General features: G+C 60.9%; 15 protein-coding genes. 7 read left to right on the forward strand and 8 right to left on the reverse strand.

All coding sequences use genetic code 11. The features are described from left to right. The first annotated feature begins 51 nt into the window (after positions 1-51). The 7 genes from proA to CKW40_RS31730 all read left to right on the forward strand — a co-directional run bounded on the left by proA (position 52) and on the right by CKW40_RS31730 (position 13,205). The gene (proA, locus tag CKW40_RS31700; RefSeq protein WP_095203690.1) at positions 52-6,015 is read left to right on the forward strand and encodes an anti-phage protein ProA; all 5,964 of its coding nucleotides are present in this window, start codon (positions 52-54) and stop codon (positions 6,013-6,015) included. Between the two features lie 14 nt (positions 6,016-6,029). Then, positions 6,030-7,154 (forward strand): metallophosphoesterase family protein, encoded by a 1,125-nt coding sequence (locus tag CKW40_RS31705; RefSeq protein ID WP_095203691.1) that lies wholly within the window; start codon positions 6,030-6,032, stop codon positions 7,152-7,154. Then, positions 7,151-9,784, forward strand: a complete 2,634-nt coding sequence (locus tag CKW40_RS31710) for an AAA family ATPase (protein ID WP_095203692.1) — start codon at positions 7,151-7,153, stop codon at positions 9,782-9,784. The genes CKW40_RS31705 and CKW40_RS31710 overlap by 4 nt, the downstream gene beginning before the upstream one ends. A gap of 124 nt (positions 9,785-9,908) precedes the next feature. Next, entirely contained in the window at positions 9,909-10,709 is an 801-nt protein-coding gene (locus tag CKW40_RS31715; RefSeq protein ID WP_244571367.1) for a DUF6088 family protein, read from the forward strand. Then, positions 10,706-11,785, forward strand: coding sequence for a nucleotidyl transferase AbiEii/AbiGii toxin family protein (locus CKW40_RS31720; protein WP_095203694.1), 1,080 nt, complete (start codon positions 10,706-10,708; stop codon positions 11,783-11,785). The genes CKW40_RS31715 and CKW40_RS31720 overlap by 4 nt, the downstream gene beginning before the upstream one ends. Next, complete coding sequence (locus tag CKW40_RS31725) at positions 11,782-12,402, forward strand: hypothetical protein (protein WP_439331017.1); 621 nt, start codon at positions 11,782-11,784, stop codon at positions 12,400-12,402. The genes CKW40_RS31720 and CKW40_RS31725 overlap by 4 nt, the downstream gene beginning before the upstream one ends. A gap of 119 nt (positions 12,403-12,521) precedes the next feature. Continuing rightward, complete coding sequence (locus CKW40_RS31730) at positions 12,522-13,205, forward strand: hypothetical protein (protein WP_439331018.1); 684 nt, start codon at positions 12,522-12,524, stop codon at positions 13,203-13,205. Here CKW40_RS31730 and CKW40_RS44050 read toward each other — a convergent pair. From CKW40_RS44050 to CKW40_RS31775, 8 genes are all read right to left on the reverse strand, one after another. Beyond that, positions 13,129-14,007 carry a hypothetical protein gene (locus CKW40_RS44050; RefSeq protein ID WP_179298190.1) on the reverse strand — a complete coding sequence of 293 codons (879 nt, stop codon included), beginning with the start codon at positions 14,005-14,007 and terminating at the stop codon, positions 13,129-13,131. The genes CKW40_RS31730 and CKW40_RS44050 overlap by 77 nt on opposite strands. Further along, complete coding sequence (locus tag CKW40_RS31745) at positions 14,000-15,253, reverse strand: Lar family restriction alleviation protein (RefSeq protein ID WP_143748402.1); 1,254 nt, start codon at positions 15,251-15,253, stop codon at positions 14,000-14,002. Before CKW40_RS31745 ends, CKW40_RS44050 begins: the two co-directional genes overlap by 8 nt. Continuing rightward, entirely contained in the window at positions 15,253-15,780 is a 528-nt protein-coding gene (gene ssb / locus CKW40_RS31750; RefSeq protein ID WP_095203697.1) for a single-stranded DNA-binding protein, read from the reverse strand. The genes CKW40_RS31745 and ssb overlap by 1 nt, the downstream gene beginning before the upstream one ends. Before the next feature lie 110 nt (positions 15,781-15,890). After that, positions 15,891-16,115 carry a helix-turn-helix domain-containing protein gene (locus CKW40_RS31755; protein WP_244571368.1) on the reverse strand — a complete coding sequence of 75 codons (225 nt, stop codon included), beginning with the start codon at positions 16,113-16,115 and terminating at the stop codon, positions 15,891-15,893. After that, positions 16,115-16,918, reverse strand: a complete 804-nt coding sequence (locus CKW40_RS31760) for a hypothetical protein (RefSeq protein ID WP_095203698.1) — start codon at positions 16,916-16,918, stop codon at positions 16,115-16,117. Before CKW40_RS31760 ends, CKW40_RS31755 begins: the two co-directional genes overlap by 1 nt. After that, positions 16,915-17,169 (reverse strand): hypothetical protein, encoded by a 255-nt coding sequence (locus tag CKW40_RS31765; protein ID WP_095203699.1) that lies wholly within the window; start codon positions 17,167-17,169, stop codon positions 16,915-16,917. Before CKW40_RS31765 ends, CKW40_RS31760 begins: the two co-directional genes overlap by 4 nt. Next, positions 17,162-17,560, reverse strand: coding sequence for a hypothetical protein (locus tag CKW40_RS31770; RefSeq protein WP_143748403.1), 399 nt, complete (start codon positions 17,558-17,560; stop codon positions 17,162-17,164). Before CKW40_RS31770 ends, CKW40_RS31765 begins: the two co-directional genes overlap by 8 nt. After that, positions 17,553-17,795, reverse strand: coding sequence for an acyl carrier protein (locus tag CKW40_RS31775; protein WP_095203701.1), 243 nt, complete (start codon positions 17,793-17,795; stop codon positions 17,553-17,555). The genes CKW40_RS31770 and CKW40_RS31775 overlap by 8 nt, the downstream gene beginning before the upstream one ends. Between the last annotated feature and the right edge of the window lie 15 nt (positions 17,796-17,810).

The following is a 17,810-nucleotide window of genomic DNA, read 5'->3' on the forward strand; positions in this document are numbered from 1 at the left end:
TTTCAAATTCTGGCCGCAAAGTTCTATCGTAAATGAAATAGGGGACGGGGCATGGAAACGAGTTCGGACACTGGCGATGCCGCCGGTATATCAGCCGCGCCCGTAATGGAACTCGTGGCGGACATCGCCGCCAGCTTTACATATGCGTCCTTCCAAAATGCTATTCCGGTGATCCGGTCTATCGCGCTCAACAACCCAACCCAGCAGGGTTTCGAAAAATGCACTCTCGAGCTCACATCGAACCCCCCTTTTTTGCGGGCCAAAAGCTGGACAATTGATCGGATCGTTGCTGGCGACCGGCTTCCTTTAAGCGATCGAAAAATCGATCTCGACGCCAGCTATCTGGCTGGTCTCAACGAGGCTGAGCGCGGGGAGATAACGTTGCGCCTGACCTCAGGAAGCGCAGTGCTGGCCGAGCATCACGTTGCGGTGCGCCTGCTTGCCCGCGACGAATGGGGTGGCGTCATCGATATGGCGCAATTACTACCCGCATTCGTCATGCCGAACGATCCAGCGATTGCAGGACTGCTGCGTTCCGCAGCGGAGCGGCTCGCAGCGCATGGTCATGCATCCAGCCTCGATGGCTATCAAAGCGGCAATCCGCAACGCGCATTCATGCTGTCGGCCGCAATTTATTCGGCGGTTGCCGGTCTATCCCTGCATTATGCAGAGCCTCCTGCAAGCTTCGAAAGCCGAGGCCAAAAAATCCGACGTCCCTCAACAATTGCGGCGGAGAGACTGGCTACCTGTCTCGATGCCAGTCTGTTGTTCGCCTCCGCCCTGGAGGCGACGGGCCTGCACCCAGTCGTGCTTATGTTCCAGGGCCACGCTGCCGTCGGCGTCTGGATGACACAAAAGACGCTCGCCAACGCCATCGAGGCCGATGCCATGGAGATCCGCAAGGCGCTGGCATCGCGCGAACTGATCGTGTTTGAGACGACCGGTGTAACGCATCGGCCGGCGATGACGCTGGAGGCTGCGCAACGAGCAATCGAACAACGGCTCGACGAAACACAGGTAGGCACCTTTGTCGCCGCCATCGATATTCGCCGCTCGCGTAGCGGCGGCATTACACCGCTTGCCTCGCACGAACCGATGCGTCGCAACGTGGATACAGAAGTGGCAACCGAAAACGCGCTGCCGCTGCCAGCGGCACCGGCCGTGACAGCCCAGCCTGCCGACATCGTTGAGGTGAAGCCGACGACAGCTGCCGGGCGGATCGACCGCTGGCAGAAAAAGCTCCTTGATTTGACACTGCGGAACCGTCTGCTCAATTTTCCGGACTCCAAGAAGACAATTCCGTTTCTTTGTACTGACGTCGGCTATCTCGAAGATCGCCTGATGGCGGGTGCTTCGATCAGGCTCATATCGCTGCCCGAACAAAATCCATTGGGCGAGCGGGATGCTGCCCTCTATCGCGAAGTCCATGGACGCGACCTGCAGCGCGGTTTTGCGGCAGAAGCGCTCCTGCGAGACGAGCTCCCATCGACGCTCGAGGGACACCAATTGGAATCCCGCCTGATCGATCTTTACCGCCAAGTACGCAACGACTTTGCCGAGGGTGGCGCGAATACGCTTTTCCTGGCAGTCGGCTTCCTGCGCTGGAAGAAAAAGCCGGAGGACGAGCGCAGCTATCGCGCGCCATTGTTGCTGGTACCGGTCAAGATCGAGCGCCGCAGCGCAACATCGCGTTTTACCTTGCGCTTTCATGAAGATGAGCCGCGGTTCAACGCAACCTTGTTGCAGTTTCTTGAGCGCGACTTCGAGCTCAAACTGCCACAGTTCTCTGGTGAGCTGCCCGAAGACGAAAGCGGCGTTGATGTGCCGCGTCTGCTAAGTCTCATGCGACAGGCAGTGCGCGACGTCCCCGGCATGGAGGTGGTGGACGAGACGGCGCTCTCGACCTTCTCCTTCGCCAAGTTTCTCATGTGGAAGGATCTGGTCGAGCGTACCGATGCGCTGCGCGAAAACCGCGTCGTACGACACCTGATCGATACGCCGGAGATAGCGTTCGAGGGCAATGCTTCATCATTCCGGGGCGAGCGCGAACTCGACCGGCACTATGCCCCGTCCGATATCGTTTCACTGCTGCCAGCCGACTCCTCACAGACCGCCGCAAGCCTTGCCGCCGCCGAGGGTCGCGACTTTGTCATCATCGGTCCTCCCGGCACCGGCAAGAGCCAGACCATCGCCAACATGATTGCCAACTCTCTTTCAGTTGGCAAAACCGTGCTGTTTGTGGCCGAGAAGACGGCGGCGCTCGATGTGGTGTATCGTCGCCTTCGCGAACATGGCTTGGGCGCGCATTGTCTCGAACTCCATTCCAGCAAGGCGGACCGACGCAACTTTCTCAACCAGCTCAGGATCAGCTGGGAAAGCGGCGTGCGCGTGGACGGAGCCGAATGGATTGCGATCAACGAGCGGCTTCGCGTCCGTCGCGACGAACTGAATGCCTATGTAGAAGCGCTACATCGGCGCCATATCAATGGTCTCACGCCCTATCTGGCGTTTGGCATCGCTCTTAAGAACAAGCAACAGCGGGCTCCGAGACTGTCGTGGCCATCGCGCGATGGCCACGACGAGGCAGGCCGGCTGGCGCTGGAGCATATTGCCGCCGAAACAGGTCTCGCGTTTCAGTCAGTAGAGATGCGACCGGTCTTGCGTCTCATAGATGTCACCGAGTGGACGTCAGGCTGGCAGGACAATTTGCTCGAAGCGGCAAAGACCCTCAAGAGTGCGTCCGAGGTTCTAGCCAACGCACTTGACGCCTTCCTGGTGAGCATCGGCCTGCGCGCAAAAGGCGATGCGTCAAACGCGGAGCTCGAAGCGCTGCGAAAACTAGCAGGGGCACTCCAGGACAGTGCCGGCTATGACGTCAGCGTTGTCTTTGATCGAGATTTCGCCCAGTTGCGGGGAGCCCTCTCCACTCTCAATGATGCAATCGGCGACTATCGCAAGTCTCGCAAGGACCTGTCGGCACGCTATGACGAGGCTGCCGTTGCGCGCATACGAGTGGAGGACATAGAGCAGCAATGGCAACAGGCCGCTTCTGCCTTCTGGCCAAACAGTCAGTTGGGCAAACGCAAAGTCCAGAAGCTGCTTCAAGGCTATGTGACAGAGGGCGTGGCCGATCCTCAGCGGGACTTGTCACTGTTGCGCGTGATGCAGGACCGCCGCGCCACTGTCGAAGCCAACATCCTATCTGGGAAGCCGGTCGGATTTGCTGCACTTGATACCGACACCCATAGTATCGATCAGATACTCTCGATCGCCGAAAGGCTTCGACAGACGCTACGCCTGCCCGGCCTCGGCACGGAGGATCTCAGAGCGCTCCTCCAAGCAACCGCCCCGAGCCTGCGAAGCGGTGCAGCAGATAGCGCGATGCGCCATGGGGCGGCCCGCTTCCTTGCGGCTTCTACAGCATTCGAGGCTGCGAGGACCCAATTTGCGATCCCTGCTGGAAAGACGCCTTCGTGGGAAGGACATGATAAGCCACTGACCGAATTGACGACCGCAATGGGAGACTTGCTCGATGCCCGTCATCTTCTGCGGGACTGGACTTCGTGGTGCGGCATTCGTCGCAGAGCTGTAAGTCAGAATCTGGGAGCGTTGGTCGACGATATCGAGGCGGGTCTGGTGCGACCAACCGAAGCTCAATCTGCGTTCCGCCTGGCCTATGTACGCTGGTGGCTGCCGGCCACACTGGATGCCGATCCGGTGCTGCGAGATTTCCGGCGCTTCCAGCATGAGCATGCCATCGAAGATTTCCGGGAAATCGACGATCTTGTCCGCACTCAAGCAAGCCTTCGCGTCATCAGTGCCATCGCTCATGGTCTGCCGGCTGTGCAAAGCGTCCCTCGCAATTCCGAGTTGGGCCTGTTGCGCCATCAGATGGAATTGCAGCGACCTAGCAGGTCAATCCGCGAAATGATCGGCGCTATGCCGTCGAGCTTTGTCAAGCTCGCGCCCTGCATGCTGATGTCGCCTCTTTCAATCGCTCAATACCTACCTCCCGATCAGGCGCTGTTCGACGTGGTCATTTTCGACGAAGCATCGCAGATCACCACCTGGGACGCTGTCGTTGCTATCGCGCGAGCCCATCAAACCATAATCGTAGGCGATCCCAAGCAGTTGCCGCCCACCAATTTCTTTGGCCGCAACGAGGAGGACGAGGAGGTCATCGAGCACGAAAAGGATCTTGAGAGCATTCTTGACGAAGCCAAAGCGGCCGGCATCCCGGTGCGTGATCTGCGCTGGCATTATCGTAGCCGCAATGAGTCGCTGATCGCCTTTTCCAATCATCATTACTATCAGAATCGGCTCATCACCTTCCCTTCCCCAACGGTGGAAGATCGGGCGGTGCAGCTGCGAAAAATCACGACCGGCATCTACGATCGTGGAAAAAGTCGCACCAACCGCATTGAAGCCCAAGCGGTCACCGATGAGGCGGTCAGCAGGATGCGGCGTTGGCTGACCCTTCCAGAAAAGGACCGACCCACGCTCGGAGTCATCACCTTCAACGCGCAACAGCAGTCGCTCATCCTCGACTTTTTCGACATGGCGCGACAGACGGAGCCGGAGCTTGAATGGTTCTTTGCCGACGATCGTATTGAACCCGCCATCGTCAAGAATCTGGAAAATGTCCAGGGCGACGAGCGCGACATAATCCTGTTTTCGATTACTTTCTCGCAAGACAACGCCGGCAAGCGAAGCATGGATTTCGGCGCGCTAAATCGGGACGGCGGCGAACGCCGGCTGAATGTCGCGGTGACGCGTGCGCGGCAGGAACTGATAGTATTTTCAGGTTTTACCGCCGACCAGATCGACCCCAACCGGACCAAGGCAATCGGTGTACAGCATCTCAAAACCTTCCTCGATTTTGCCGAGCGCGGCGCCGTGGCATTGTCAGCGCAAGAACGCGGATCGGTCGGGGCCTTGGAATCCCCTTTCGAGGAGGCTGTAGCCGCCGAGCTTGAGAAGCGCGGATGGACCATCGTTCCACAAGTTGGCATTTCTGGCTTTCGAGTGGATATAGGGATCCGGCATCCCGATCTCGCCGGTGCCTATCTGGCTGGGGTCGAGTGTGACGGCGCTGCCTATCACAGTTCTGCCACGGCGCGAGATCGAGACAAGGTCCGAGAGCAGGTCCTTCGGGGCCTCGGGTGGAACATTGTCCGGGTATGGTCAACCGATTGGTGGTTTGATCTCGAAGGTTGCACCGAGAGGCTTCATGCCAGCCTGGCCGCGCTGCTCGAGGAAAGCCGTCGCAAGCAAGCTGAACAACAGGAAAGTGAAGCGGCGATCCGATGGGACATGGGACATAAGGTCGACCCCATAGATCCATTGCCAGCCGAAGAGTTTGCGTCGATCGGCGAACCTGAAAACTTGTCGATAAAATCAGAGCCAGAACTTGTCGCCGCTCCCGCCGCGACGGTAGAACACCCATCAGCATCTGGAGCAATTTTGCCCGCTGCCGCGAATTCGACGCATGATTCCGTACCGACGGACGACCGTTATCGCCTCACTGACCTATCAGCATTCGCTACCAGCCCGGATCATTTTTACGACTTCGCCTATCGAGGCACCTTGCGGACCATGGTCGACGCAGTGATCGAACAGGAAGGCCCGCTACGAGAAGACGTCCTTGCGCAGCGCATCGCACGGGCGCATGGCTGGCTCAGAACAGGCAACAAGATTCGGGAGCGGATCGACCTGCATCTGCGCGATTTCGATAGAACTGAAGAATCCAGCGGCAGCTTCCTATGGAAGAAGGGGACGGTGGTCGATCTGCTTGATTATCGCATGCCGTTTGACGCCCATGCCCGCCGGTCCATTGCCGACATTCCAATCGCCGAGCTAGCCGCTGTCGTCGTCGCGAACAAGGACGTTCTGGAACAGTCGGATCCCGCTCTCGACCTTGCACGTATGCTCGGCGTCGAGCGACTTGCGGCGATATCACGCTCCCGGCTGGATGAAGCGATCGATCGCGCCCGGCGCAACCTGGCATCGACATAGTTCTCGGAGACTCCATGTTTCGATTCATCCACAGCTCCGATCTTCATATCGGCAAGCGGTTCGGCAACATGCCGGAGGATCTGCGCGGGCGGCTCCGTGAAGCGCGCCATGGCGCGATCAGCCGGCTGGCAGAGCAGGCACGCGTCCATGGTGCCTCCACGATACTTCTGGCCGGCGATACGTTCGATACCGAAACGCCCACGCCAGCGATGTTGCGGCAAGCCATGGCCGAGATGAGCCAGAGCGCGCCCCTGCGCTGGATATTGCTGCCCGGCAACCATGATTCCCTGTTGGCTGATCAATTGTGGAGTGCAGCGGGCAGCGTTGTGCCGGACAATATCGTGCTGGCGATCCGGCCCGAAGTCTCGACCATTGCCGCAGGCGTGGCGCTGCTGCCTGCCCCGTGTACGACCCGCCGGCCCGGTCGCGACCTTACCGAGTGGATGGACAGCGCCATGACTCCGCAAGGCGCCATCCGACTTGGCCTTGCTCATGGCGCCATTCAGTCCTTTTCCGAGGATTCCGCAGCGTCCGACATCATTGCGCCAGATCGCGCGGCCAAGGCCGGTCTCGATTACCTGGCGCTGGGCGACTGGCACGGCCCCGTCGCCGTCAATGAGCGCAGCCGCTACAGCGGTGCGCCAGAACCTGACCGTTTCAAACATGACACACCCGGCCAGGCCCTTGTCGTTTCCATTGCCGGGCCCGGCGCCATGCCGGAGATCGCGGCCGTCGAGACAGCCAGCTTTTCCTGGAAAACCGCTCCCCTGCATCTGCTGTCGGGTGACGACAGCGCGGCGGCATTTGAAGCGTTGCTTCCACCGCCACATCTGCGGCGTCAGACCTTGCTGCGAATTGGCGCGTCTGGCCGGGTGCGGTTAAGTGGGCGAACGGTCCTTCAAGCGGCGATTGCGGCAGCCGCGCCCGATTTCGCCTATCTGGAGCTGGACGGGGACGGGCTCGCGACCGACTGCGAAAGTGGCGATTTGGATCGAATCGATCGCTCTGGTGCCCTTCGCGAGGCAGCGCAGGCACTGTTGGAGGAAAGCAGCGACGAAACCCGGTCGGCTGTCGAACGCGACATATCGCGAGAAGCACTGGTTCGGCTGTTCAGCTATTGCGAGGCGATGGGATCATGAAACTTACGGCCCTTCGGCTCCACAACGTCAAACGGTTCGCCGGGCAAGGCGTCGCCATCGAAAACATCGGCGACGGCGTCAACGTCCTTTGCGCGGTCAATGAGTTCGGCAAATCAACCTTCTTCGAAGCGCTGCACGCACTCTTTTTCCAGCCTCATACCGGCACACCCGAAGGCGTGCGACTGTTGCGGCCTTATAGTGGGGGCAATCCGGTGGTGGAGGCCGACATCACCACTTCAGAAGGACGCTATCGGCTTGCCAAACAGTTTTATGGTGGCAAGCTGGCCAGCGTTATTGACCTCGACGGCGGGCGACTGTTGGCTCAAGCCGATGAGGCCGAAGCCTTTATCGGCAAACTAATCCATGGCGGAAGCGCAGGACCGGCAGGATTGCTCTGGGTTCGCCAAGGGGTCACCGGCATCGAAAGGCGCAGCAAGAACGAGGAGGACGGCGAAAAACGCGTGCGCGAAAGCCTATTGTCCTCGGTTCAGGGGGAAGTTGAAGCCCTGACCGGTGGGCGGCGCATGGCGGAAATCGCCGCCGCATGCGAAGAAGAACTCTATAGCCTGGTCACATCAACGCTGCGTCCCAAGAGTGGTGGTCTCTATGCGGCAGCGCTGGATGAGCGTGATAAGCTGCTGAAAGACGAGCAGCGTCTCAGCGCCGAAGTCACCGGTCTGCGCGATGCGCTCGACAAGCGGCGCATTGCGTTGGCGCGTCTGTCTGAGCTTGAAACCCCCGAAGAAGGCGCCACCCGGCGGGAAGCCATCTCGGCCGCGGAAGCCGCAGTCGGAGCCGCCAAATCGCACAGCGAAGCCTTGAAAGCAGCCGAGGCGGAAGCTGCCCTGGCTGCAATTCACCACGACGCGGCGCAGCAGGCCCTTGACAGTTTTCGGGCCGCGCTCAAACGAGCCGCGGATTTGCGCCAGCAGTCGACTATTGCGCAGCTTCGCCGCCGTGAGGTTCTCGATCGTCGCGCTTCAGCCATCGCCGAAAACGAACAAGCGATGGCCGAGGTTCAAGCAGCCGAACAGGAAGAGCGCGAAGCTCGCGAATTGCTCGCGCGGCTGGATGCGACCCTTTTGGCGCGTGACGCTGCCGAACAACTAGCCGGCTTGGACAACCGGTTGAAACAAGCCGAAGTCGCCAGAACCCAGATCGAAGATGGAGAGGCAGCATTGGCGATGCTGGCGGTGCCGGAACAGGCTGTCGAGCAGCTGCAAGCGCTCGAAATCGAGATCGCCAGCCTTCGTGCAGCTCACCTGGCAACCCTGCCGACGCTATGCATGGAATACCGGGACGGCGCCGCCGATTTGGTGACGATCGATGCCAAGCCCTTGCCCCATGCAGAAGACCAAAACTTTGCTGGCACCGTGCGCCTGGATATTGCCGGCATCGGAGCCTTGACCCTGCGATCGAATCGGCCGCAGCAGGCCGACCGGACCATCGAAGACGCCGAAGCGAAGCACCGCAGCCTGCTTGCGTCCCTCGGTGTCGACTGCCTCAGGACGGCGCGCCAGCGCCTGGTGGAAGCGCGCGACAAGGCTGCCGAACTGGGCTTGGCGCGTCAGCGGCTTGCCGATCTGGCGCCCAAGGGGATACAGCAATTGCACGAGGAGCTTGCTCGTCTGAGTGCCCTCGGGGCCGGGGACCTCGAACTCAAAGTCGATCCGGAACAGATCCGGCAACATCATGCCGCAGCCGAGCAGCGTGTGGCGACAACACGTAACAGCGTGCGCGAGGCCTTGCCTTTGCGCAGCCATGCCGACGAGGCTGTCATGGCCGCGGAGACGGCTTATGTCACCGTCCAGGCGGAACTGACCAGCCTCGAGGTCATATTGGGACCCGATGCAGCGTGCGAGGAAAAGGAGCGCTTGCTGCTCACCGAGGCCACCGCACGACAAAAGCTGCGCGAAGCGGCCGGAATGCGCGCTGCTCCCCTGCGCGATGGCGCTCACGATCTCACCAGCGTCGAAGCCGTTCTGCGCCGCGCCCGTTCGGTTCAGGATGCCGCCACACAGGAAGCAAGTCAGTTGCGTGTAACCCTGGCCGATCTCAATGGCCATATTCGCACTCGGTCCGACGACGCGGTGGAAGAAGCTTTGCGCGAGGCCACAGAAAAATTGGAAGTCGCAGGAGAGCGAGCGAGACGCTTCGAATTCGAAAAAGCCGTCCTCGACCGGCTGCGTACGACGCTGGTCGCTGCGCGCTCGACGGCACGCGATCTTTATCTGAAGCCGGTCATGTCCGAGCTGCGGCCGCTGCTTGGATTGCTATTCGATGACATCTCCATAGTGTTCGACGAGAACACACTGTTGCCGCAGACCGTTCGCCGCAATGGTCAGGACGAGGATGTCGAGAGGCTGAGTGGCGGCATGCGAGAACAGCTTTCGGTTCTGACCCGGCTGGCCTTCGCCCGTCTGCTCGCCCGCGACGGGCGACCCACACCGGTCATCCTAGATGACGCGTTGGTCTATTCCGATGACGATCGCATTGAGCGCATGTTCGACGCTTTGCATCGTCAATCACGCGATCAGCAGATTCTCGTTTTCTCCTGCCGCCAACGCGCGTTCGCAAAACTCGGCGGAAACATTTTGCAGATGAGCGACTGGCAACCGGATCGGTCATAAGCGGAGATGAGATGGCTCTGTCCGAAATTTGTATATATGTTTCGGACAGTCTGCTTGTTGAGCGTCCGAAAAACGTCTACAATTTTCGGACATGAGCAGCGACTCGCCCGATCTGAAGACAGCCATGCTTGACCGCATCCGTGCCGACGCGCCGCGCAAGGTGTGGACGCCCAGTGATTTCGTGGATCTCGCCTCGCGGGACGCCGTCGATAAGGCGTTGCAGCGGTTGGCGAAAGCCCAAACCCTCAGGCGAATCGATCGAGGACTCTACGATCAGCCTGGCTTCAACAAGCTCACCCAAAAAACCAACCCGCCCGATCCGCGCTCGGTCATCGACGCCGTTGGTCGACGCGACCAAACCCGGATGCTTGTCGATGGCATGACCGCAGCAAACGATCTGGGCCTGACCGACGCCGTCCCGGCAAAAATCGTGGTGCACACAGACGCCCGCCGTCGCGCGATCAAGCTCGGTAACGTCACGATCACCTTCCGTCCGACCGCGGCCAGCAAGCTGTTCTGGGCCGGACGACCGGCGATGCGCGTCGTCCAGGCACTTTACTGGCTCCGCGATCTCCTGGTCCGTGAAGGAGAGAGTGATCACGTCAAGCGCAAGCTCGCCAAGCTCTTCGAAGATCCCGTTGCGGGCCTAGCGCTGAAAGCTGACATCACTACGGGTATGACGGCGCTGCCAACCTGGATGTGGGTGTTTCTCAAGCCGCTTGTCGAAAACGACGCCGGCGTTGGTCGTTGGCATGTCGGCGATGATGATCATGCTGGTGCCGATGCTGATCATGATCATCAGCGACAACGAACGAGGGACGGCGACGATGAGCACGCAGCCATCGGCCAACGGAAGCCGAAACCGCACTCTGCCGACAAGACACGAACCGCCAAGCGCGGCGCAACCCGGACCGCGAAGACATGAATGCGGCTTTCGACGAGGTCCTCGCGGCAGGGTCGGACACGATGTTAAGCGCCTTCGATACGACGGCGCTGCGCCTCGGCACGGCATCCCAGAATATCGAAAAGGACTTCTGGGTCTGCTGGACGCTGGATGCCCTGTTCAATGGACTGAAAGAGGGGGGACCCCGCCTTCTTTTCAAGGGCGGAACCTCCTTGTCCAAAGGCTTCGGTCTGATCAACCGCTTCTCAGAGGATATCGACGTCACGGTTTTTCGGGACGACATTGGCGAACCGGCAACCATCGAGGAGCTCGACGCGCTGAGCGGTAAGAAACGCAAGGCGCGCCTCGATGCGATCAAGGACGCCTGCCGAGCTTACATCAACGGCCCGCTGCGCGCTGAGTTGACTCTGATCCTACAAGAAAGGCTTAAGGCAGGCGGCCTCGATACCGGGGCGGGACGGGTGGACGCCGACGATGCCGATCCCGATGGGCAGACGCTGCTGATCTGGTACCCGGCGACGACGCCGCGATCGGATTATGTGCGAGCGGCGATCAAGATCGAGTCTGGCGCGAAATCCGCGCTCGACCCCAATAGCGAAGTGCCGATCAAACCCTATGTCGATGATGATCTGCCGGCACTCGACCTGATCGTGCCGGCCGTGCGAACGGTCGACCCTGAACGCACCTTCTGGGATAAGATCGTCATCCTCCATGGGCTGCGGCGCTGGTTCGACAAGCGCGGAGAGCTGCGTGGGGGCGGCCAGCGCGTGTCTCGACACTACTATGATCTGCACCAACTCGACGCGACGCCGGTGGGCGACGCAGCCATCGCTAACAGCGCGCTCGGCGCGGACTGCGTCGCGCATGCCCGGATGTTCTTCAATCGACCGGACTTCGATCTCGCGAGCGCCGTGCCTGGCTCGTTCGCGCTTGCACCGCATGACGCCATGATCGAACAGTTGCGCGTCGATTACAGAGCCATGAAGGGTATGATCTTCGGCGATCCTCCCGAGTTCGAGGCGGTGCTCGACAGCATCCGCTCGCTCGAGACGCGTCTGAACGAGAGGGGAGATATGGAAAGCGAGGCGGCGCGATGAACCAGGTGGAGGGAGTTGCCGACGCAGGGCAAGAGGCAGACGCTCAGCGCATGCGCCAAGCGGTAGTAACACCGCTGCGCAAGCGACGCCTCAGCGGCGAACTCTACAAGCGCGACCAGAGGGTAGAAGCGCTCATCGCCGAACTGGCGGCCCTGTCGCGTGACGAGTTGATCGCCAGGGTTGCAATCAGGAAGCGCTCCGACCCAGCCTATGTCCCCAGCGAATGTCTCGTCTATTTCATCCGCACGAGCCGTCGCGATAACAACGAAATGTGGTTTGAGCGCCTCTATCGGATCCTGATTGAACGGGTAATGCGTAGTTTGTCCAGGGCGGAAAGCCCTGATGGCAAGACGGAATCGTTGACGCGCGGAGTCGTGCGCGACAAGGTGTTCGGCCGGTTCGTCGAGCTGTTGTCGGCGGATCGCGCCGCCTATGTCGACAAGGTCGACTACTTCGAGGTGCGTTTCGACGGCGCGCTGGCTAGCCTGCGGCGCGATGCTCCTGGCGCGACGAGAACCGTTCCCGACCGCTCGAATATGACGAGGAAAGCGGTGAGCTGTCACCGGAGGTCGAGGCGGCTGCTGGGGCTCACGACCCGTTCGCCGTGTCGGATTTAGACGATCCGGCTTACCGGTTGCGCCTAGATGCGGCGATTGCGGCTCTACCGATAGAACAAAGCAGGATCATTCACATGCTAAGACAGGGCTTCCCCATCGACTCAAAGGAGCCGGACGTCATGACCATCGCCCAGGCCCTGGGCCGCTCCGAAAAGACCGTCCGAACCTATCGCGACAAAGCCTTCGCCACCCTGCGGGGCCGCCATGGCCGATGGAGAAGAGCGGTGAGCCCCGCAGGAGAACGTCCAACCCGCGAGTCTGTGCTCGACGCGTTCGCGGTCGAGAGCGAGCCTGGCCGGTCAACCTTGGAGCGCTATTTGCGGCTTTATCCGGAATATGCCCTAGAGCTCGTCGACCTGTCGCGCGAGCTTAGCCGCGACGTCTACGACGATGACGCGCCGCTGGCCGCTGCCGATCAAGCCCTCCTTGACGCTGCCTGGTCGCAACACGCGGCGGCCATGCCGGCACCGATGACCGACCCCTTCGCGGCGCTGACGGTCGCCGATTGGGGTGCCGTCGCCCAGCGTCTTGACGTGCCCCGGCAGGTCGTGACCGCGCTGCGCGAGCGACGGATCTCCCTCATCAGTATCCCGCGACGGTTTCTCGGGATGTTGGCCGAGGCGGTGAGCAGTTCGGTCACACAGTTGGAATTGTCCTGGGGCCCCGCGCAGCTGGCGGCCGGGCGCAGTTACAAGGCCGACGGCAAGCCGGCGATCGGCGGGCAGGTCACCTTCGAGCAGGTGCTGATCGACGCAGGCGTCCCGGTAGAGAAGCGCGCCTGGTTGTTGGCAGAGGCGGATTGATATGGACAGGGTGGAGCTCGCCAGGCAAGTCGCCGTAGAGCTTCATGCTCGCCTCGTTGCTTCCGGCGCCGATCCTTGGTCGCCCTATGACTTTGCTGTCGCCGAGGCCAGCCGACGGGGGATTGATGTCGAACCGACGGCCGCTGGGGCAGCCGTCCTCAATGGCGGCCGTGCGACCTTCGTCGCCGCCGACGATCTGATCCTTCACGAGAGTGTCGGCTCGCCGTTCGAGCAAGCCTTCCTGGTCAGCGGCCGCCGGGTCCCACGGGATGATCTCGAACGGCAAGGGGTCGGCGATCTTATGACGATCGGCCCAAGGCTCACCGTTCCACCGAAGCAAGTCACGACGTTCCGTGACCAGCATCCGCAGATCGAAGAGCTTGATCAGGGAGGGATCGCGCATCGGCACGGCAAAGCGCGCGAACCCGGCGGCTTCGCATCGTTTCTCGACAGCCTTGAAGTCCGGGCATAGCGACTTCAGAGGCCCGCTGACGTCCCTGCATGTGGCCTCGCCGAGCTCATGCATCAGGGCGTCATATGCATGCTCCTCGGGGACGACGTTGCTCATCCGGACGCAGTGCTCGGCAACCGAATAGAAGACTCGGCGGTTCAGGATGCGGCTGTAACATTGGCCGGCAAAGCGGCCTTCGAAGCCCAGCCCGTAGGCGACGTCCTCGATCGTGATGGCACTGAGTTCCGGCGCTTCGAAGTCGAAGTAGGTGCCGGAGCCGAGCAAGATCGTCGGGCCAATTGCTCGGCGGATTGATGCCGCCTTCATGGCCTCAAGCTCTTGATCAGCCATGATCAGCCTCCGGCGCAGCGGATAATGGCTCAAATCGGCCGTCATAGAACTCGACATGCGGCCGCACCCATAGTGAGCCGTCCTCCGCCTGGTAGACGATCATCGAATCCTTGTCACATAGCGGAACCGATGACTGCAGCTTGGCGGCGCCGATGTAGCGATAGGGGTTCCCGCGCTTCAGGTGCCGATGCGTCGGCTTCCATTGTGCGAGATCGGACCTGGCGGCGGTGTCAAAGTCGAGAATGTGGGGCTTCGGCCCGCCGTTTAGAACCCAATTCCACTCCGCTACGTCGTATTCGGCCCGCCCTTTGATGCGATACTTGTGAGGCGTGATCTGGCGGCCGGCGCGTTCGATACTGACGAAATGGTCGTCGCCAGCCGATGTCTGCATGGTCATGACCCGGCAGACAGCCACCGGTTCCCCCACCTCCTGCAATGGTGCAGCAACAGGGGAAAGGGCGGCTAGGATTGCGGTCTGCGTCTCATCTATGAGCGCTGACGCATCGCATAGCGATTGGTCCATGCGCTCGTTGGCCGCCAGGTTGATGTCTTGCTGTGCGTCCAAGAGCCGATGAAGCAAACAATCGATATAGGGAACGCCAGTCGGATTTGGGATGTCCGGATTGGCGATTTTTGGCTCCGGCCATGATATCGCCTTCACCGGCTGAACTGTCCGGCCGTTGTTGAGATAGGCGGCGAACTCTTCAAAGGTGATCAGCGCCATGTCGGGATATTCGGCTGGTGACGTGCGGTCGTCTTTCTCAAGCAGTTCCTGCCAGAGCGCCTTTACTGCCGGCACTTGTGCGGCGACAGGGGAAAGGAAGACGTGATCTGTCACGCTGATAGCAGGATCGGTCGCAATCATCTGGTAGGCGGGGAAAGCTTCGGCCTCAGCCTTCGATGCGAACTGCTTCCCCTCGTTGGCATCGGGCGTCCACCAGTGCCAGCCGCCATCTTCGCTTTCGGCGTACCAGTGCGGCTGGGTGTAAGGGCTGCCATACTTGCCGATGCCATCCTTGCGCTCGATCAACCAAGCAGTATTCCGTGGTGCGCGGGTGGCGCGACGGTTCCAGGCTGCGATGGCGCGATCCTTCGACGAAGCAATTGACGGAGGACCGTGGAATTCTGGTGCGCCAGCGCTGCCACAGGATGTGCAATGCACGCGATAGCCGTCGCGCACGATATCGAGCTTCGGTTTTTGCCCTTCGCAGAACGGGCACGGCTTCAGCTCCCCGGCGCCAGCCATCAGCGCCACTCCGGACTGAAAGGTATGTCGTCGTCAAGGTCACTGTTCGACCGTCGGCCAGCGCCGCTACCACCCTGCCCGCTGCTGCCGAAGTCGCTGCCTCGATTGCCGCCGCTGCTCGGCCGGCTTTCCTGACGGCCGCCGCGATCGTCACTGCGATCGCCATCACTGCCATTCTTGGTATCGAGCATCTGAAGCTCGCCCCGGAATTTCTGCAGGACGATCTCTGTCGTATACCGATCGGCGCCACCCTGATCCTGCCATTTGCGGGTCTGCAGCTGACCCTCGATATAGACCTTCATGCCTTTCTTGAGATATTGCTCGGCAACCTTGGCGATATTTTCGTTGAAAATCACGCAGTTATGCCATTCGGTTTTCTCTTTGCGTTCGCCGGAATTCTTGTCGTGCCACGTCTCCGACGTCGCGATCCGGATGTTGACGACCGGATCGCCGCTGTTGAGCCGGCGGATCTCTGGATCTGCTCCCAAATTCCCAATCAACATCACGCGATTAAGTGAACCGGCCATAGCGATCTCTCCTTCTGAACTTTCCTGGTTCTTGTTCCAACCCGCTGCCGTACCAGTGCGCGACGGCGTCGAGTGCGGCGGCCTGCTGTGGTGACCATGCGCGTATCGCTTCAGCCATTGACCTCACCTCCGCCCTTCAGCCTGTTGCTGCGCAGCATGTAGCCGAGCCCGCGCGAACCCTCGATTGGCATGCCGAGAGCCTTCAGCGAGGCGATGTCGCGATAGACGCTTCGGCATGAGACGCCTTGCTGCGTGGCGATGCTTTGCGCCGTCACCACCTTGTCGCGCGTCAACTCGACGATCTGAGCCATGCGGGATTCGCGCTTGCTGGCCATTAGAAATCCTTCGTCATCGTTTTGCGCCAGGCGTCGGGGTCGATCTCGGCGCCGGTCTGCGCGGGCGGTGTCGCCGGCTTCGGTGACGGATCAGAGGTCCGCTTCACCCATTCCAGGCGCGCGGTGTGGACGACATCGACCTTGGTGGCGTCGTCCTTCATCCCCGATTTGTGAAGGATGAAATCGAGATAATCAGTGGGTATCTCCGAGAATCGCTTGCCCTGATGCAAGCCAAAATCGATCTTCAGCAAGAGCACCGGCTTCACCGAGATCTCGACTAGCGTTTCCACCGGGTAGAGCTTCAGAAGATCGAGAAGGATATGCGCGGTCACCCAGGTGTCCGGACCGGCGCGGTGTGATGGCTCTGTTCTGGGATCATCGAGACAAAGCCCGCGCTCATACCGGATCGACCCGTTCTTGTGGCTCTGCATCTCCGGCCATGCGGTGCGCGCCGCCTTGAAGGTACAAACCCACGGGATGCGGTGGCCGCGAATGAAGCGGCTGTCGAAATCGACGTTGTGGGCGCAGAGATAGTCGGCGCCGCCGATCACACGACCGCGTGCGGCGTCAGGGTCCATACCCTCCCCTGCCATGGTCTCGGTGATGTGGTGAACCGCCATTGCCGGGAAGCTGATCGGCATCCCCGGGTTGACGATGTTGCTGTGCGGGCCCGACTCGATCTGCCAGCCCTTAAGCGGGAAGTAGCGGACATCGGTCCAGCCGATCTCAACCATCTCGGCGGGATCGTCCATGCCGGTCGTTTCGGTGTCGACGACTCTGATGAGGGTGTAGGGCTCGCTCATCGCGCGCTGTACCGATCCAGGTCGTACTCTTTTTCGGCCTGCGTCCGGTTGTCGTCCGTGCGCGGCGGAGGCGCGGCGCGCTCCATCGCGGCTTCGAAACGCTGAAGCCAGTCGTCGAGAAACCGGTGATGGCGTTCGAAGGCGCTGTCGATCGAGGATGCCGCGCCGCGCATCTCGCTTGCGGCACCCGACATCGCGTTGCCGACGCTGCGCACCTCTTCGGCGCCAATCAGATGCATGTACTCAGCCATCATAATCCTCGTCGTTTTCGCAGTCGTCCAAGTCATCGCCGTAAGAATCGAGTTCGGCGCGCCCTTCGTCCTCGACCCGCTTGATGCAGTCATCGCAGACGTCGTAGACGCGCCCGGCCATGCCCTCTTCGTAGTCGCGGCGTGGCCGCGGGCGTGGCTTGTGGGTCTTGCACCAGTCGCAAGTCCCGGACCAATCGGCGTTCTTCATCTCCTCGCGGTAGGCGGCGAGGCGCTCCTCGCAGATGTCGTTCATCTCGGAGCCGAAGCTGTCGGTCTCGCCCTGGATGCGAGCGACGGCGGGGCGATCCGGATGGTCGTCGCACATCGTCCCGTCCGGGCAGTCATGCCCGCTTCCAGGCAGTGATGAGATCGGGCCGGTGACGTCAGCCACGGTTGCTGGCCTTTCCATCGATGTACTTGACCGCCTCGGCAAACGTCAGGATCGTTTCCGCATCGCTATCCGCGATCTCGATCCCGAATTCCTCTTCGAAGGTCATGACGAGTTCGACGAGGTCGAGGCTGTCGGCGCCGAGGTCTTCGATGAAGCTGGCCCGATCCGTCACCTTCTCGGTGCCAACGTTCAGATGCTTTGCAACGATGGCCTTGGGGCGTTCTTCGATGGTCATTTCGTTCTCTCCTCT

It is taken from the genome of Mesorhizobium carmichaelinearum, from assembly GCF_900199455.1.
Classification (GTDB): Bacteria; Pseudomonadota; Alphaproteobacteria; order Rhizobiales; family Rhizobiaceae; genus Mesorhizobium; species Mesorhizobium carmichaelinearum.

Coding starts and splice junctions, on each gene's coding strand:
- proA (WP_095203690.1), top strand. CDS start 52: ATGGAAACGAGTTCGGACACTGGCGATGCCGCCGGTATATCAGCCGCG.
- CKW40_RS31705 (WP_095203691.1), top strand. CDS start 6,030: ATGTTTCGATTCATCCACAGCTCCGATCTTCATATCGGCAAGCGGTTC.
- CKW40_RS31710 (WP_095203692.1), top strand. CDS start 7,151: ATGAAACTTACGGCCCTTCGGCTCCACAACGTCAAACGGTTCGCCGGG.
- CKW40_RS31715 (WP_244571367.1), top strand. CDS start 9,909: ATGCTTGACCGCATCCGTGCCGACGCGCCGCGCAAGGTGTGGACGCCC.
- CKW40_RS31720 (WP_095203694.1), top strand. CDS start 10,706: ATGAATGCGGCTTTCGACGAGGTCCTCGCGGCAGGGTCGGACACGATG.
- CKW40_RS31725 (WP_439331017.1), top strand. CDS start 11,782: ATGAACCAGGTGGAGGGAGTTGCCGACGCAGGGCAAGAGGCAGACGCT.
- CKW40_RS31730 (WP_439331018.1), top strand. CDS start 12,522: ATGACCATCGCCCAGGCCCTGGGCCGCTCCGAAAAGACCGTCCGAACC.
- CKW40_RS44050 (WP_179298190.1), bottom strand. CDS start 14,007: ATGGCTGATCAAGAGCTTGAGGCCATGAAGGCGGCATCAATCCGCCGA.
- CKW40_RS31745 (WP_143748402.1), bottom strand. CDS start 15,253: ATGGCTGGCGCCGGGGAGCTGAAGCCGTGCCCGTTCTGCGAAGGGCAA.
- ssb (WP_095203697.1), bottom strand. CDS start 15,780: ATGGCCGGTTCACTTAATCGCGTGATGTTGATTGGGAATTTGGGAGCA.
- CKW40_RS31755 (WP_244571368.1), bottom strand. CDS start 16,115: ATGGCCAGCAAGCGCGAATCCCGCATGGCTCAGATCGTCGAGTTGACG.
- CKW40_RS31760 (WP_095203698.1), bottom strand. CDS start 16,918: ATGAGCGAGCCCTACACCCTCATCAGAGTCGTCGACACCGAAACGACC.
- CKW40_RS31765 (WP_095203699.1), bottom strand. CDS start 17,169: ATGGCTGAGTACATGCATCTGATTGGCGCCGAAGAGGTGCGCAGCGTC.
- CKW40_RS31775 (WP_095203701.1), bottom strand. CDS start 17,795: ATGACCATCGAAGAACGCCCCAAGGCCATCGTTGCAAAGCATCTGAAC.